The organism is Hydrogenovibrio sp. (assembly GCF_965140365.1).
Lineage (GTDB): Bacteria > Pseudomonadota > Gammaproteobacteria > Thiomicrospirales > Thiomicrospiraceae > Hydrogenovibrio.
In genome coordinates, this window is record NZ_OZ223196.1 from 71,935 (window position 1) to 87,896 (window position 15,962).

The following is a 15,962-nucleotide window of genomic DNA, read 5'->3' on the forward strand; positions in this document are numbered from 1 at the left end:
TTAAAATAGAAGCCTATTTTTACTGGGAAGTGGTATGTCGAATAAAAGTTCGGTGAACGAAATTTTTGAAGCTATTCAGAAAAGCCGATCGGCTTTTTTGTCGATTGGTGCTTTCAGTGCCGTTGTGAATATCTTGATGTTGGTGCCGGCCATTTACATGTTGCAGGTCTACGATCGGGTGCTGGTGTCTCGCAATGAAACAACGCTTCTTATGTTGACGTTGATAATGGTCGGGCTGTTTTTGTTGATGAGTTTAATCGAGCGTATTCGAGGCATGGTGGCGATTCGAATTGGAGCGAAATTCGATATGGATTTGAACAGCCGTATTTATACCGCGGCCTTTAGAGCCAATTTGAAAAGCGGTGATTTCAATGCTTCTCAGGCCATGCGGGATCTCACAACGCTTCGGCAGTTCATCACCGGGTCGGCATTGTTCGCATTTTTTGATGCGCCTTGGTTTCCGGTGTATTTAGCGGTCATTTTTTTGTTTGACCCTCTGCTGGGGTGGTTTGCATTGGGTGGAACCATAGTGTTGATCGGGTTGGCTTTTTTGAATGAGTGGCTCTCATCCAAGCCGCTGAAGTCTGCAGAAGAATTATCGATTCAATCCAATCAAATTGCCGGATCGACTTTGCGAAATGCCGAGGTGATTGAGGCTATGGGTATGTTGCCCGCGTTACGAAAGCGTTGGTTTCACAAGCATGAAGCCTTCTTGGATCAACAACGGATTGCCAGTGAAAAATCCACTTCCGTAACGTCGGCAACCCGAGGCACTCGTATTGCCTTGCAATCGCTGGTCTTGGGGCTGGCGGCACTGTTGGTTTTAGAAGGTGAAATCAGTGCCGGCATGATGATTGCCGCGTCCATTTTAATGGGGCGGGCGCTGAGCCCGATTGAAAGTGTGATCGGTGCCTGGAAGCAATGGAGTGGCGCGCGACAAGCCTACCAGCGGTTGCATGAGTTGTTAACGGCGTTTCCGCTTGAAGAAAAGCAGCTCTCGCTACCGCGCCCGACTGGCAAGTTAAAAATCGAAAACGTGACCGCGGTTGCGCCAGATAGTCGCACGTTGGTTTTGTCCGGAGTCAGTTGCCGTTTAAACCCGGGGGAAGTGATGGGCGTGATTGGACCCTCCGGGTCGGGAAAAAGTACTTTGGCGCGGTTGGCCGTGGGTATTTGGTCGGCGGTTTCCGGTAAGGTTCGGCTCGACGGGGCGGATTTATACCGCTGGAATAAAGAAGAGCTGGGCAGTGCCATCGGTTATTTGCCACAGGATGTAGAACTCTTTGCCGGCAGCATCAGCGAGAACATTGCCCGTTTTGGAGAGGTGGATTCGGAAAAGGTGGTTGAAGCGGCGCAACTGGCTGGCGTTCATGACTTGATTTTGCACTTCCCGCAAGGTTATGACACCCAACTGGGAGACGGCGGAGCTGGTTTATCGGGCGGACAAAAGCAACGCATTGGCTTGGCCCGCGCACTCTATGGTAATCCGGTGCTGGTGGTGTTGGACGAACCAAATTCAAACTTGGACGAAGCCGGCGAGGCGGCTTTGCTGAATGCCGTTAGCCGGTTAAAAGAACGTCATTGTTCCGTTTTGATCATTACACACCGACAGCCTATTTTGAAGGCCGCTACGCATTTGCTGATGTTACAAAAAGGCAAAGTGGTCGCTTTCGGTCCCGCGGAAGATGTCTTATCCAAATTGGCTAATCGGCCTGAAAAAAGGGCCTCCAAACCGGCTGCCAGCCCTTATAAGATGGCGTATGCCCAATCTTAACGAAGGAATGCTCATGACGTTATTTAAATTTCCTCGCCGCGTGTCCCGAAAAGAAGTCAATTCTTCCTCAAAAGCGCTTTCGAGTTTGCCACAAGATCCGAAGCCCTATGTGGTGACCGGTTGGATGATTGTATTGTTCGGTGTTATCGGTTTTCTCGGTTGGTCGGCATTCGCGCCCTTGGACAAAGGGGTTTCCGTCACGGGGACCGTGATTGTCGAAGGGCGGACTAAAACCGTACACCACTTGGATGGTGGCCAAATTGAAGCCATTTTGGTGAATGATGGCGAGCCGGTCACCGCCGGGCAGCTCATGATTCGTATGAACGACACGCGGGCACGTTCTAAAGTTGAAGGGTTGCGCTTACAACTGGATAAAAATCTGGCGTTGTTGGCGAGGTTGAAATCGGAAAGCGAAGGCTTGGAAGGGATTCATTTTCCAGAGGCTTTGCAGGGACGGGATGAAACGCGTGAAATCATGCGTTCGCAAAAACGTTTGTTTGAAACCCGAAAACGGATTTTGGCCGGACGTTTAGCCAGTTTTGATGAATTGATGGCCGGTTACGGCTCGCAACTCCAGGGGGTTAAAGAAAGTAAAGTCAGTCGAGAACTGCAACGTAAAGCCTTGAAAGAGCAGTTGCAGGGCATGTACGAACTGGAATCTAGAGGTTATGTCGCCAAAAACCGCATTTTAGAAATGGAGCGTTTGCATGAACAGATTAACGGTGCCATTTCGGAAGATATTGGGCAGATTGGTCAATTGCAACGTCAGTTGCAACAAATGAAGTTGAATAAACAATCCCAAAAAGAAGAGTTTTTGCGGGAGGTGCACGATATGTTGGCTGAAACGGAGGTGAAAGTTCAGGATTTAACCCAGCAGTTGCACGCGGCACAGTATGAATTGGCCAATACCCGTGTTGTCGCGCCGTCTTCTGGAACCGTGGTGAACTTGAGTGTGTTTACCGAAGGCGGATTCATTGATCCGGGAGCGCATTTATTGGATATCGTTCCAGCCCAAGATCAATTGCAAGTGGAAGCACAGGTTCCGGTGAACTTAATCGACAAAGTACATCCCGGCTTGCCGGTTACCTTAATGTTTTCGGCGTTTAACCAGAGTGTGACGCCACAGGTTCCGGCTGAGTTGGAAATGGTCTCGGCAGATCGCTTGGTGGATAACCAGACCGGGCAGCCGTATTACCGAGTGCAGGCTAAAGTCAACAACGAGGGTATGGCGGAATTGAAGGGGCAGCAATTACGCCCCGGCATGCCGGTGGAAGTGTTTATTCGCCTGGGCGAACGGACATTGATGTCGTATCTGTTTAAACCGATGTTAGATCGAACTAGAACGGCTCTTGTTGAAAAATAACCATTTTAAGGAGTGATGCTGATGCGCGAAGAAGGTGAAATTAAAAGACAAGACGGGATGCTCGACACCGAGAGTGATTCGATAGCCATTCAGGCGGAGCGATTTTCAGCTCCGGTGCGTTGGTTGTTAATGGGGTTAGCTCTAATCAGTTTAGGAGTCGGTTTTATCGGATTATTTTTGCCCGGCTTACCCACCACCGAGTTTGTTTTATTGGCCGCTTGGGCGGCAAGTTTGAGTTCTCCAAAATTGTATCGTTGGATTGTCGAACATAAACAATTGGGGCCATTATTGAAACACTGGAAAAAGGGGCAATTACCACGCAAGGCAAAATGGATGGCTACTTTTACGATGAGTTTGGCAGCCGTTTTGATGATCGTGACTCATTTCCCGTTAGGTGTGTGGGGAACTTTAGCCTTGCTTTGCATGGCCGGTGTGCTTGTTTGGTTGTGGTTAAAGCCGGAACCGGGCGAAGAGCTTGAACTAACCTAAAGGAAGAGTGTATGGAGGATTCGATAGCCTTGCGGAAAGCACCGTTTACGTTCGACTTTTGGTTAGGTTGGATTGGGCTGGTGGTTTTTATGTTGTTTTTACAGTTATGGCAATTGCAGGCCCCCTTATCCTATTCGCAATCGGGTTTGGCATCCGGTGAAATTTGGCGTCTGGTTTCTGCCCATTTTGTGCATTTGAGCTGGCCGCACGTTTGGTTGAACGTGGCGGGACTCAGTGTGTGCGGCCTATTGAATCCGAAGATTTTCCGTCTGAAATTGCTGGCTCAATTGGCGTTCCTCAGCCTCGGTATCAGTATATTGCTTTGGCAATTTAATCACGAAGTGAGTCAATATGTCGGATTTTCAGGCGTTTTGTATGGACTGTTTTTGCTGGCGCTTTGGCCTTTACGAGAAGATTTGTTTTCTTTATTGATGCTTGTCGGTATTTTTTTCTGGGCGTTATGGCAATGGAAATTCGGGGTCCCAGCTGCGGAACAAAAACTCATCGGAGGTCAAGTGATTAGCATTGCTCACCTATATGGCTTAGGGTTAGCGGCCGTGTGGATTATGTTTGAAGCTTATCTGAACAAACGACATTGATGGGCTCTTTTCGGTTGGCTGTGGATTGAGAATGATATTGAAAACGCAGGTCCTCCGACTGACTCAACCAATCGGTTAGATGCCGTTTGGCGTTGCCGACGGCCTCTTCCAATGTTTGGCCTTGCGCCAGGCCGGTGGCGATGGCGGATGAAAATACACAGCCGGTACCGTGGGTGTGGGTGGTGGACACCCGCGGGCTGGAGAAGCGTTTCGGTTCGGACTTAACGCCGCGGGTTGACTGAATCAGAATATCGGTTGCCGTGTCGGCGTCGTTGCTGTGGCCGCCTTTGAGGACGGCGGCTTGAACCCCCATGTCAAACAATGTCTTTTCGATTTCAATCAGGTCGTCTACCGGCGTTTCCGGCGCACGGTTCAACAGGTGATTCAACTCCGGTAAATTGGGGGTGATGACGTCGGCCAGCGGAAACAATTTTTCCACTAGGGTGCTGACGGCGTCGGTCGCCAACAACGGGTGGCCGCTGGAGCTGACCAGTACCGTATCCAGCACCACGGCGTTGGGTGGATGGCGTTGCAACGTCGCGGCCACTACCTCAATCAATTCCGCATTGGCAAGCATGCCGATTTTGACGGCGTCGATTTGCACATCCTCGAACAAAGCCCGCAATTGGTGATGTAATGCCTCCGCCGATAAGGCTTCCACCTGCTGTACGCCCTGTGAATTTTGTGCCGTCACCGCGGTAATGGCACTGAAACCGTAACCGCCCAAGGCGTGGATGGTTTTCAGATCGGCTTGAATGCCGGCACCGCCGTAAGGGTCGGAACCCGCAATGGTCAAAACGGTTGGTGTGGTGGGACGCATACAGGTTTATTCCTTATCGAAAGGTTGTCTCGTCATTGGGCCTTTTCGACCAGGCCTGGTAGTTTTCGGCAAACCGGGTTTGCAGGGTGTTGAGGTGTTCGGCGCAGTCGGCTTGATGCAATTGTAACCCTTGAATCATCGCCACGCCATTCGCACCGGCCTGCACCACGGGCCCGAGTTGTTCCAACCCAATGCCGCCGATGGCGACCACCGGTATTGGCAGCGAACGGCTCCAATGGGTTAGGTTATTCAAACCGACCGCCGGATAATCGAGTTGTTTGCTTTGGGTGCCGAAAATCGGGCCGATGGCGAGATACGACGGTTGTAACGGTAAGGCGGTTTCGATTTCCGACGGATTGTGGGTGCTGACGCCAAGCCGTAAACCGGCTTTAAACAGGGCTTGGGCATCGGCGGTGTGCAAATCTTCCTGGCCGAGATGAACGCCGTAAGCGCCCAGTTCGATGGCGATTTGCCAGTAATCGTTGATGAACAAACGGGCATTGTAGGTTTCCGCCAAGCGTACGGTGGCGGCGAGCTCTTGGCGTAACGCCTCACCCTGCAAATCCTTAATGCGAATTTGCAGAGTGGTGATGCCGTTTTGGAAAAGCAAAGCGGCGTCTTTGGCGCGGTTGACCAACGGATAAAGCCCCAGCGGTTGCTCGGGCATTTGGCAAGATGGAAACTGCATTTTGACCAGGCCTGCTTTCGTTAGGATGACACTAGATCTAAGATTGATCTTGGTGCCAGAAAGGCGTGCCGACCACCGGAGTGGACGGCGCCGCCAGGTTGCGTTCCGGCATGGTGCCGGCTTGACGGCCGTAAAAACCGGCTTCCACCGCCGCTTTGAAGGCGCGCGCCATCTTTTCCGGTTGCGGTGACAAGGCCACGGCGGAATTGAGTAAAACACCGTCGTAACCCATTTCCAGCGCTTGAACCGCATGGGACGGTTTGCCGATACCGGCGTCCACAATCAGATTCAATTCCGGAAAGCGCTCTCGTAAGATGCTCAGGTTATAAGGGTTCATCAGTCCTTTGCCCGAGCCGATGGGTGAGCCCCACGGCATGAGAATCCGGCAACCGGCATCGACCAGTTTTTGCGCCAACACCAAATCGTCGGTGGTGTATGGGAATACCTCGAAACCGTCCTTGACCAGCGCTTCCGCCGCTTTGACCAGTTCGAAAGGGTCGGGTTGCAGCGTGTATTGGTCGCCGATGACTTCCAGTTTCACCCAGTGAGTTTGAAAGACTTCGCGTGCCATTTGCGCGGTGGTAATCGCTTCTTTGGCGGAGTGACAACCGGCGGTATTCGGCAGGACCTTGACGTTCAGGTCTTGAATGCGTTGCCAGAAATCCTGTCCAGCGGCATCACCCGCCGCCTGACGGCGCAGGGACACCGTGACGATTTCCGAACCGGAAGCGTGCACGGAGGCTTGCATCGCCTGAGGTGATGAATACAGGGCGGAGCCGATCAACAAGCGGCTGTTCAGGGTTTCGCCTCCGATGTGCCAAGTCATCTCGTTTTGCGTGGAAAGGGTGTGTGTTGAACTTGTTTGTGCCGGCATCTCAACCTCCTTGCATCGGCGCGACGATTTCAATGCGGTCGCCGTCTTGTAAAGCTGTTTCGCGGTATTGGCCGCGAGGGACAAAGGTTTCGTTGACCGCCACGGCAAACTGGTTCGGTTGGTAGCCGAGTTGTTCCAGTAACGCTTGCAAATTCGGCGGAATATCGAAAGCATGCGGTTGATCGTTAATCAAAAGTGTCATAGTTGTTTCCTATTCTGTGCGTTTTCGCATTCAGCCGTCTTAAGCGGCATCCGCGCCGGCAAAACCGCTTTCCATCAGCGCCTGTTCCACCACGGCGGGCGTCAGGAGATAGCCGTGGCGATACAATCCGTTGATTCGAGTAATTCTCGGTTCATGCCGAATCGACGGCAGGTTATCGTCCAATGCCGGGCGGCAGTTGGTCAGGCTGTTGACGATGCGTGCTTCGCCGAAACCGGGGTGCAAACTGTAGGCCGCCGACAGCAGTTCCAGACTGGAACGTACCGACATGGGGCTCATGTCCTCGCTTTCGATTTCGGTGGCGCCGATGACGTAACGGTGCGGCGTATCGGCGGACGGGCGCGGTACGATGTAAATGCGGTAACGCGGGTGCATTAAGCGCACCGGTCGGGTCAGTTTGACATCGGGAGCATCCAACCAGAAGACTTCGCCGCGTACGCCGCGCAAGTCGGTGACCTCTTTTTTTGCACCGAGCCCGCGGGTGTCGAATGCCCAATCGAATGTGAAGGGGTTCGAATCGACGTGAATGCATCCGTCTTTCAGACCGGTGACTTCGGCGTGGGTGTGCCAAATGACCTCCGGGTGTTCACGCAGGTAGCTTCGGCTTCGATCCATAAAGCGTTGGGCATTGACCTGACCTTCGCTCGGCAGGAAAAAGCCACGCGAATGATGGCTTAAATCCGGTTCCAGTTGCTGAAGGGCATTTGGGTCCAGCGCTTGAATCGACTCGGCGGCGTCGGGCGATTTGGCTTTGGCGCGCAATTGCGCCATAAACCGTTCCAGTTCCGCCATGTCCGCCGGGTGAGCGGTGATGACGCTGCCGGCCTGTTGCAGGGCGTCGGGAATGCCGAGTTGTTCGAGCAGGCCTGGCCAAATTTGGATGGAACGCTGTCCGAGATCGAAAATATCCGATTCGGCGGTTTCCAGTTCGGCAAATGGCGCCAGCATGCCCGCGGCGACCCGTGCAGCCGCGTTTTCGGATTCGTCGGAATCCTTTTCGAACAAGGTCACGCGATGCCCTTGCGCCAACAGTTTCAGCGCCAGCACCCGGCCGACGAGGCCGGCCCCGGCAATGCCGAGGTGTTGCTTAGTGACGTGTTTCATGGCAGCCTCCGGCTTAGCTGGACAAAGTGATGTCTTCGACGTTCACATAGACTTCGCTGCCGTTTTCCTTGAAGGTCTGCGACATTTCCGCCATGCCTTGTTCCACCGCTTTCTGGTGAGATAGGCCTTGTTGTTCGGCGTAGTCTCGCACTTCCTGCGAAATTTTCATCGAGCAGAATTTCGGCCCGCACATGGAGCAGAAATGCGCCACTTTGGCGGAATCACGCGGCAGGGTTTCGTCGTGGAAGGCGCGTGCCTTTTCCGGGTCGAGGCCGAGGTTGAACTGGTCTTCCCAGCGGAATTCGAAACGGGCTTTGGAAAGGGCGTCATCTCGCGCTCGCGCGCCGGGGTGCCCCTTGGCGACATCGGCGGCGTGGGCGGCCAGTTTATAAGTGATGAGGCCTTCCTTGACGTCGTCACGATTCGGCAAGCCCAGATGTTCTTTCGGGGTGACGTAACACAGCATGGCGGTGCCGAACCAGCCGATCATGGCGGCGCCGATGCCGGAGGTGATGTGGTCGTAACCGGGTGCAATGTCTGTGGTCAAAGGGCCAAGCGTGTAGAAAGGCGCTTCGTGGCAATATTCCAATTGCTTGTCCATGTTTTCCTTAATCATGTGCATCGGTACGTGGCCTGGGCCTTCGATAATGACTTGGACATCGTGCTTCCAGGCGATTTTCGTCAATTCGCCGAGGGTTTCGAGTTCCGCCAGTTGCGCTTCGTCGTTGGCATCCGCCAGCGAGCCGGGGCGCAAGCCGTCACCCAGTGAGAAGGAAACGTCGTACTGCTTCATGATTTCGCAGATGTCTTCGAAATGGGTGTAAAGGAAGCTTTCCTGGTGGTGTGCGATACACCATTTCGCCATAATCGAACCGCCGCGGGAAACGATGCCGGTGACGCGTTTGGTAGTCATCGGTACGTAACGCAGCAAGACACCGGCGTGGATGGTGAAGTAGTCCACACCTTGCTCGGCCTGCTCGATGAGGGTGTCGCGGAAAATTTCCCAGGTCAGGTCTTCGGCGACGCCGTTGACCTTTTCCAGTGCCTGATAAATCGGTACCGTGCCGATGGGCACCGGTGAATTACGCAGAATCCAATCGCGGGTGGTGTGGATGTTTTTGCCGGTGGACAGGTCCATAACGGTATCGGCGCCCCAGCGGGTGGACCAGACCATTTTTTCGACTTCTTCGGCAATCGACGAGGTGGTGGCGGAGTTGCCGATATTAGCGTTGACCTTCACCAGAAAGTTGCGGCCGATAATCATCGGTTCGGATTCCGGGTGGTTGATGTTGCATGGAATGACGGCGCGTCCGGCGGCGACTTCGTCGCGTACAAATTCCGGTGTGATGTCTTCCGGCAGATTGGCACCGAAATGTTCGCCTTTCAAGCGGTGTTCGCGCTCGGCGTCGTTGAGGTAACGACGGGTGAGTTCACGGCGCTGATTTTCGCGGATGGCGATGAACTCCATTTCCGGCGTGATAATGCCTTGGCGGGCATAATGCAGTTGGGTCACGTTTTGTCCGGCTTTGGCGCGCAACGGTTGGCGCATCAGGCTGGAAGCACCGGCAATGGCGGTTTCCATTTGGCTGCGGTTGCTGTAACCGTTGTCTTTCGGATCGATAATGCGGCCGTCATAGGCTTCGGTGTCCTGACGGGCTTCAATCCAAGGTTTGCGGATGGCAGGAATGCCTTGGGCGACGTCAATCTCGATGGCCGGGTCGGTATAAGGGCCGGAGGTATCGTAAACGGTGACGGTTTCACCGTTGGTAAGTTGAATGGCGCGCATTGGCACACGGATGTCCGGATGGATATCGCCGGGGGTATAGGTTTTTTGGGAGGCCGGTAACGGCTCTCGGGTCAGAATGTCATTGGACGCCGGCAGGGCGTGTTTAAATGCAGTCATGTTTTCCTCGCTTTTGTTGCGTTCAAAGGGGGAAAAACACAGCGTAATCAGGCGTGAAACCGCAACGGCTAAGCCGTTTCAGTGAACACGATTCAACAAGATGTTTTGCTCGGAGTAAGGTCGGAAATTTGGAATCGGCAGGTCGGACGATTGCTTCGGCGACACGGGTGCGATTCGGACAGTCCGACGCAGGTTCCAAAGCAATCAAAGGGGCACGTTCGCCAAGGGCGTTCGTTCCCAAAGAAATCTTCTCTTCCCTACGCTGGCTTTAACCAGATCAAGTTCAACGGGCCCGACAGCCGGGAGGGGCGAATTGCCCTTTCCGCTTAGTCGTCTCAGCACTTAGGTGTGCACCCCGAGAGATGAAACGCCATTGTATCAGAAGCGAATGTAAAAACGAGTTAAATTAAAAACACTTAAAAAATAGCTTTTTTATCATAGAGTTAAACTTTATTGCACAAATTCGGGGGGTGTGGATAATGGGGGAAGATTAGAAAGTCACTCATTATAAAAAGAGTTCAGGAAAGGGATATGGATACGATTATTGCGACGTCATTGCACACGGTGGCAGCGGTTTTATGGGTAGGCGGTATTTTCTTGGCTTATCGGGTGCTGCGCCCGGCGGCGATGACGTTGGAACCGCCACAGCGTTTGACGCTGTGGGCCGATGTGTTCGGTCGCTTTTTCCCTTGGGTGTGGGGCTTTATCGTCTTGCTGGTGATTTCCGGTTATTGGGATTGGGTGACGCGCTTCGGCGATTTGAACGTCGTACCGCTCTACTTGCATGCCATGCAATGGGTGGGTTGGCTGATGATCGGTTTGTTCGCTTGGCTGTACTTCGGCCCTTTCAAAACGTTTCGAAATTATGTGCAGGCGGGGCAGTTTGCCGAAGCTGGGCAGGTGATGAACGGTAAAATGCGTCCGGTGATTGCCATCAATCTGTCGTTGGGCGTGTTGGAAGCGGTAATCGGTGCTTCCGGGCCTTATTGGGGGTAAGCGCCGGCGTTAAGGGCGTTAAAGGAAAATGCCCAGGCCTGGGCGTTTTTGATATCGTTATGATTTTATTAGGACTTTGTAATACGCTTGATAACCGGATAAAAAAATTCTTAAAACAAGCGATTTTAAAAGGGCTGAAAACCCGTTATAGTGTTAAATCATTCAGATTAATTGCGTAGCTTTGGAGTCGAAAGATTTATGTCGATTCGTCGTTATCAGAATCATACCCCCAGCCTTGACGAAAGTGCCTGGGTGGACCCGTCTGCCGTGGTGATTGGCCAGTGTTCTTTGGCCGAGGACGTTGGCATCTGGCCGAATGCCACTTTGCGTGGCGACGTGAATGCCATTGAAATTGGGCCTCGCAGCAATATTCAAGACGGCACCGTTTGCCATACCACACATGATTCGCCCATCACCAAAGGGTCGCGCTGCATTGTCGGCGCTGATGTGACGGTGGGGCACAATGCGGTCTTGCATGGCTGTATCATCGAGGACGAATGCCTGATCGGTATGGGCGCGGTGGTGCTGGATAATGCGGTGGTGCAGAAGCATGTGTTGGTGGGGGCCAACAGTTTGGTGCCGGCCGGTAAAGTGCTGGAGTCCGGCCACTTGTATGTCGGCTCGCCGGTGAAAAAGTTGCGCCCTTTAACCGATGACGAAAAAGCGTTTTTCAAATACTCCGCGGAACATTATGTGAAATTGAAAAACGATTTCCAACAGGCGGGTTGTGACGAACTCTGAATCATGAATGCATCTTTAAATGGTCAACTCGGCCACCCGAATGCCTGGCGGGCAGAACTCGGAACATACTTTCGCTATACCTTCATGGGCTGGTTGGTGGTCATCTTGTTGGCGGCTGTTCAGTTGGATTTTCTGTATGAAGAGGCCTTTCGACCGCGTTTTCTGGTCATCCCCAGTCTGGTTGGCATCGTAGCGGGTTTTTTCATCGCTCGCCAAAAAATTCTCAGCGACGAAGTGCGCGCTAAAAACATGACCTTTGCGTCATTGGTGGAAATGGCCGAAGAAGCTGCTTACCTGCAAAATCTTGATCGTAGTTACCGTTACATTTCATCCGCCATCACCGATATGACGGGGTACGATGTAAAGACGTTTTATCAAACGCCCAACCTGTTTGCGGATTTGGTGTATGAAGAAGATTTTCCGAAGTGGCTGGCTTATGAAAAGTCGGTGGCGGCCGGCCAAATGCCGGATGCAATTGAAGTAAGGCTGACCACGAAGCATAAAGGGTTGATTTGGGTACGCCATGTGACCCGGCCGATTTTAGATGGCAAAAAAATCATCGGGTACAGTTCAACCAATGCGGAAATTACCGAACAGGTGAACCAATCCACCACGATGAAAGAGTTGGCGCTGAAGGACCCTTTGACGGGCTTGCCGAATCGTCGTCACCTCAGTGCTGAGGCGGATCGCTTATTAAACTCGGGTGCCCGTTTTTGCTTGATGATGATGGACCTGGATCGTTTTAAAACCATTAACGATTCGTTGGGGCATTCGGTTGGGGATTTGATGTTGAAAAAAGTGCGTGACCGTCTGGAGCTGATTGCCCCTTATGGTTCGCTGATTTCCCGGTTTGGCGGTGATGAGTTTGTCGTGATTTTACCGGACGTCGCCGATGAAACGAAGGTTGAGGGGTTGGTTGAAAGCTTTTTGAGCGCGGTGGAACGGCCGATGAAACTAAATGGTTTAAACCTGCACGTTTCGGCGTCTTTTGGCTGGGTGTTGGCGCCGGAGGACGGACAGGATGTGGAAACTTTGATTCGGTACGCCGATGCCGCTATGCATATGGCCAAACAAAAACAGGGCGTGTCTTATTTACGTTATGCCGGTCATGTGGATGACCATCACCAACGCTTGTTATTGCTTGAAAATCGCTTGCGCAAAGCAGTGGAAGAGCGCCGTATCAAACCGTTTTATCAGCCGTTATTCTGTGCCCGGACCGGCCACTTAATGGGGGTGGAGTGTTTGGCACGCTGGCATGATGAAGAACTGGGTTGGGTCTCGCCGGACGAATTTATCCCTTTGGCGGAAACCGCCAATCTGATCGGTAAGTTGGGCGATTCGATTTTGGAGCATGCCATTATTATCGCGAAAACCCTGCATGAACGTTGCGCTCAAAAGAATGTGTACTTTTCGGTGAATGCGTCGCCATATCAACTGTCGGAAATCGGTTTCGTTGAGAATATGAAAGCGTTGCTGGATCGTCATCAATTGCCGCCGAGATTATTGAAGATTGAAGTGACCGAGTCGTTGTTCATCGGTGGCAATCTGCAGGCCATTAATGTCTTAACCGAACTGCGCAACCTAGGGATTGGCATTGCGCTGGACGATTTTGGTACCGGCTATTCGGCTTTTGCGGTGTTAAAAGAAGGGTGTATCGATATGTTGAAAGTCGATAAATCCTTTGTGCAGAACATTGCCGAAAACGAACAGGAAAAAGCGCTGATTGCTGAAATCATCCAAATGGCGCATATTATGAATTTACAAGTGGTGGCGGAAGGGGTGGAAACCGACAATCAGAAAACGATATTGGCGGAAGCCGGGTGTGATATCTTGCAAGGTTACTTATTGGCCAAACCGATGTCGGAAGCCGATTTCTGCCCGTATATGAATTGCACCGGCCTGGAAAAAGAGAATGGTTAAGCGTTCATTAAACGCCGTACCTCGTCGATGACGCTGGCGGTTTCCGGCCGGACACCGCGCCATAGATAAAACGCTTCGGCCGCCTGGCCGACCAGCATGCCTAGCCCATCTCGAGTGGTGCACTCGGGTTGCAATCCTTTCGCCCAATCCATGAAAACGGTCGGTTCCGTGCCGTACATCATGTCGTACACCAAACTGGTGGCCCCGACGACGTCTCCATTCACCGGCGGTAATTTGCCGTCCAAGCTGGCCGAGGTGCCGTTGATAATGATGTCGTACCCGCCGGGCGGGCAAGGAATGTCTTCCCAGCCACTGGCGGTGACGGGAATATCGGTGTCAAAACGTTGCCCCAGAACGTCGGCACGTTTGGCGGTGCGATTGGCAATATGCACCAGGCCTGGTTGTTTTTCCAGAATGGGTTGCAGCACGCCCTGCACAGCCCCGCCGGCGCCGAGAATCAAAACCTGCTTGCCTTGAAACGGGCAAGCGGCATTGATTTCAATGTCCATGACCAAGCCGACGCCGTCGGTATTGTCGCCGAGGGTTTTTCCGCCCTGAAATTGAAAGGTATTGACGGCATGCGCGACCTGGGCGCGCTCCGTCAGTTCGTCCGCGTATTCGAAAGCATCCAGTTTATAGGGCACGGTGATATTAATGCCTTTATACCCCTGGGCTTTTAAGTCCGCCATGGCCCATTGAAAGGTGGTGTCTTCGGTATCGACACGAATGGCTTCGTACACTAGGTCTTGATCGGTCTGTTCGGCGAACAGTCGGTGAATCAACGGGGATTTGGAGTGGGCGATGGGATCGCCCACCACGGCATAATAATCGGTCATAAGCAATCGGTCATCCGTTCGGTTCAGTGGCGTTGAGTGGTTATTTTTCGGCCAGCCATTGGGCGACCACTTTGGCATAATACGTTAGGATGCCGTCCGCACCGGCGCGCTTGCAGCTCAGCAGAGTTTCCAATACAACGTCGCGTTCGTTAATCCAGCCGTTGAGTGCGGCGGCTTTGAGTATGGCGTATTCGCCGCTGACGTGATAGACGAATGTGGGGGCTTTGAATTCTTGTTTGACACGGTGAACGATGTCCAGGTACGGAATGCCGGGTTTGACCATGACCATGTCGGCACCTTCATTAATGTCCATGGCCACTTCATGTAACGCTTCGTCGCTGTTGGCTGGGTCCATTTGGTAGGTTTTTTTGTCGGCTTTGCCGAGATTGACGGAGGAGCCTACCGCGTCACGGAACGGCCCGTAATAAGCCGAGGCGTATTTTGCGGAATAGGCCATGATGCGGGTGTGGATATGTCCCTGCTCTTCCAAAAGTTCACGAATTTCGATAATTCGGCCATCCATCATGTCGGAGGGAGCAACGACATCGGCTCCGGCTTCGGCGTGTGAGAGGGCCTGTTTCATCAGAACGTCGATGGTGTCGTCATTTAATACATAACCCGTTTCGTCGATGATGCCGTCTTGGCCATGGGTGGTGTAAGGGTCCAGTGCCACATCGGTCAACACACCCATTTCAGGCACCGCTTCTTTGACGGCGCGTACCGCACGCTGTATCAAACCGTCGGGGTTATAAGCTTCGGTGGCTTCCAACGTTTTGGTGTCCGGGTTCGGTACCGGGAACAGTGCAATCATTGGAATCCCGAGTTCAAATAATGCTTGAGCTTCCAAGATCAAAAGGTCTATACTCAATCGCTCGATATCCGGCATGGATTTGACCGGTTCCCGTTGATTATGGCCTTCAATCACGAACATCGGATAGATAAGGTCTTGAGTGGTGAGAACATTTTCACTCATCAGGCGGCGTGAGAAAGCGTCTTTGCGCATGCGGCGCATACGCGTGATCGGGAACTGACGTTCGATCATGGAGAACTCCTGTCATTACTATGATGTATGGGGTGATTCGAAATGATACACCTGTCGGTTGCAAAAATAAAGCCAGCGCCGTCGCAACGTGCGTTCGGCCGACTAGAATGAAAAGGAAACGTCATGTTAGATAATTTTGAATACACCTTTTTCGACGAACCCATTGCCAAGCGTTTTTGTGAAGCCGTCGAAGGTCAGGGGCTCACCGCTAGAGTCGCTCGTGAGGAAGAGGGGAATGGCGAGGTTTCTTATTCGGTGTCAATCGATGGTGAATTGAGTGATGATGCGGCCGAAGAGTTGGAAGCACTGTATTCCGATCTGTTGTTCGGCGATCAGGCGGCGCAAATCGAAGGCAACGAAGAGGGTGCTACCGCGGATGCGTGTGGGGTGCAAATTAAGTTGGCGTCCGGTGAATTCACGACCGTGGCGATCCATCCGACGATTATGAATAAAGTGCTGTCGGTGCTCTCCATTGACGAGGTTCAAAAATGTTTGGCGCAAGTGGCCGAAGACATTGAAAACCCGAAAGCGGGACCGATTTGTCGCCGTGAAAATTTGCCGGGGCTCTGACAGCATAGAATTTCGCCAGCAAC

16 protein-coding genes and 1 riboswitch are annotated in these 15,962 nt (G+C 52.6%); of the genes, 8 read left to right on the forward strand and 8 right to left on the reverse strand.

Annotated features, from left to right (window positions below; genetic code table 11):
- Positions 1-34: 34 nt before the first annotated feature.
- Genes AC0KH7_RS00310 through rrtA form a run of 4 tightly spaced genes read left to right on the forward strand, consistent with a single transcriptional unit; the run spans position 35 to position 4,225 of the window.
- On the forward strand, positions 35-1,774 hold the full coding sequence (locus tag AC0KH7_RS00310; protein ID WP_472369664.1) for a type I secretion system permease/ATPase: 1,740 nt from the start codon (positions 35-37) through the stop codon (positions 1,772-1,774).
- Positions 1,775-1,787: 13 nt separating this feature from the next.
- Positions 1,788-3,137, forward strand: coding sequence for an HlyD family type I secretion periplasmic adaptor subunit (locus AC0KH7_RS00315; RefSeq protein ID WP_472369666.1), 1,350 nt, complete (start codon positions 1,788-1,790; stop codon positions 3,135-3,137).
- Positions 3,138-3,158: 21 nt separating this feature from the next.
- Complete coding sequence (locus AC0KH7_RS00320; RefSeq protein WP_472369668.1) at positions 3,159-3,626, forward strand: YbaN family protein; 468 nt, start codon at positions 3,159-3,161, stop codon at positions 3,624-3,626.
- Positions 3,627-3,637: 11 nt separating this feature from the next.
- A complete protein-coding gene (rrtA, locus tag AC0KH7_RS00325; protein WP_472369670.1) occupies positions 3,638-4,225 on the forward strand; it encodes a rhombosortase in 588 nt (195 codons plus the stop codon).
- Here rrtA and thiD read toward each other — a convergent pair.
- Genes thiD through thiC form a run of 6 tightly spaced genes read right to left on the reverse strand, consistent with a single transcriptional unit; the run spans position 4,191 to position 9,834 of the window.
- Positions 4,191-5,045 (reverse strand): bifunctional hydroxymethylpyrimidine kinase/phosphomethylpyrimidine kinase, encoded by an 855-nt coding sequence (gene thiD / locus AC0KH7_RS00330; protein WP_472369672.1) that lies wholly within the window; start codon positions 5,043-5,045, stop codon positions 4,191-4,193. The two genes, rrtA and thiD, sit on opposite strands and share 35 nt — an antisense overlap.
- Positions 5,046-5,058: 13 nt before the next feature.
- Complete coding sequence (gene thiE / locus AC0KH7_RS00335) at positions 5,059-5,733, reverse strand: thiamine phosphate synthase (protein ID WP_472369674.1); 675 nt, start codon at positions 5,731-5,733, stop codon at positions 5,059-5,061.
- A gap of 37 nt (positions 5,734-5,770) precedes the next feature.
- Entirely contained in the window at positions 5,771-6,607 is an 837-nt protein-coding gene (locus AC0KH7_RS00340; protein WP_472369676.1) for a thiazole synthase, read from the reverse strand.
- A 1-nt stretch (position 6,608) separates the two neighbouring features.
- Positions 6,609-6,809 carry a sulfur carrier protein ThiS gene (thiS, locus tag AC0KH7_RS00345; protein WP_472369678.1) on the reverse strand — a complete coding sequence of 67 codons (201 nt, stop codon included), beginning with the start codon at positions 6,807-6,809 and terminating at the stop codon, positions 6,609-6,611.
- A gap of 39 nt (positions 6,810-6,848) precedes the next feature.
- On the reverse strand, positions 6,849-7,931 hold the full coding sequence (locus AC0KH7_RS00350; protein ID WP_472369680.1) for an FAD-dependent oxidoreductase: 1,083 nt from the start codon (positions 7,929-7,931) through the stop codon (positions 6,849-6,851).
- A gap of 13 nt (positions 7,932-7,944) precedes the next feature.
- Positions 7,945-9,834, reverse strand: a complete 1,890-nt coding sequence (gene thiC, locus AC0KH7_RS00355) for a phosphomethylpyrimidine synthase ThiC (protein WP_472369682.1) — start codon at positions 9,832-9,834, stop codon at positions 7,945-7,947.
- Positions 9,835-10,071: 237 nt separating this feature from the next.
- Positions 10,072-10,202, reverse strand: a riboswitch (TPP riboswitch).
- Positions 10,203-10,365: 163 nt separating this feature from the next.
- On the opposite strand from thiC, the gene AC0KH7_RS00360 reads away from it, so the two are divergent.
- From AC0KH7_RS00360 to AC0KH7_RS00370, 3 genes are all read left to right on the forward strand, one after another.
- Positions 10,366-10,830, forward strand: a complete 465-nt coding sequence (locus AC0KH7_RS00360; RefSeq protein ID WP_472369684.1) for a CopD family protein — start codon at positions 10,366-10,368, stop codon at positions 10,828-10,830.
- Positions 10,831-11,028: 198 nt separating this feature from the next.
- Positions 11,029-11,571 carry a gamma carbonic anhydrase family protein gene (locus tag AC0KH7_RS00365; protein WP_472369686.1) on the forward strand — a complete coding sequence of 181 codons (543 nt, stop codon included), beginning with the start codon at positions 11,029-11,031 and terminating at the stop codon, positions 11,569-11,571.
- A 3-nt stretch (positions 11,572-11,574) separates the two neighbouring features.
- Positions 11,575-13,491, forward strand: a complete 1,917-nt coding sequence (locus AC0KH7_RS00370; RefSeq protein WP_472369688.1) for a putative bifunctional diguanylate cyclase/phosphodiesterase — start codon at positions 11,575-11,577, stop codon at positions 13,489-13,491.
- Here AC0KH7_RS00370 and aroE read toward each other — a convergent pair.
- Both aroE and hemB read right to left on the reverse strand, forming a co-directional pair.
- Entirely contained in the window at positions 13,488-14,327 is an 840-nt protein-coding gene (aroE, locus tag AC0KH7_RS00375) for a shikimate dehydrogenase (protein ID WP_472373774.1), read from the reverse strand. The two genes, AC0KH7_RS00370 and aroE, sit on opposite strands and share 4 nt — an antisense overlap.
- A gap of 40 nt (positions 14,328-14,367) precedes the next feature.
- A complete protein-coding gene (hemB, locus tag AC0KH7_RS00380) occupies positions 14,368-15,369 on the reverse strand; it encodes a porphobilinogen synthase (protein ID WP_472369690.1) in 1,002 nt (333 codons plus the stop codon).
- Between the two features lie 123 nt (positions 15,370-15,492).
- Here hemB and AC0KH7_RS00385 point away from each other — a divergent pair, with 123 nt between their 5' ends.
- Positions 15,493-15,939: a hypothetical protein gene (locus AC0KH7_RS00385; RefSeq protein ID WP_472369692.1), complete on the forward strand. Its 447-nt coding sequence runs from the start codon at positions 15,493-15,495 to the stop codon at positions 15,937-15,939.
- The last annotated feature ends 23 nt before the right edge of the window (positions 15,940-15,962 follow it).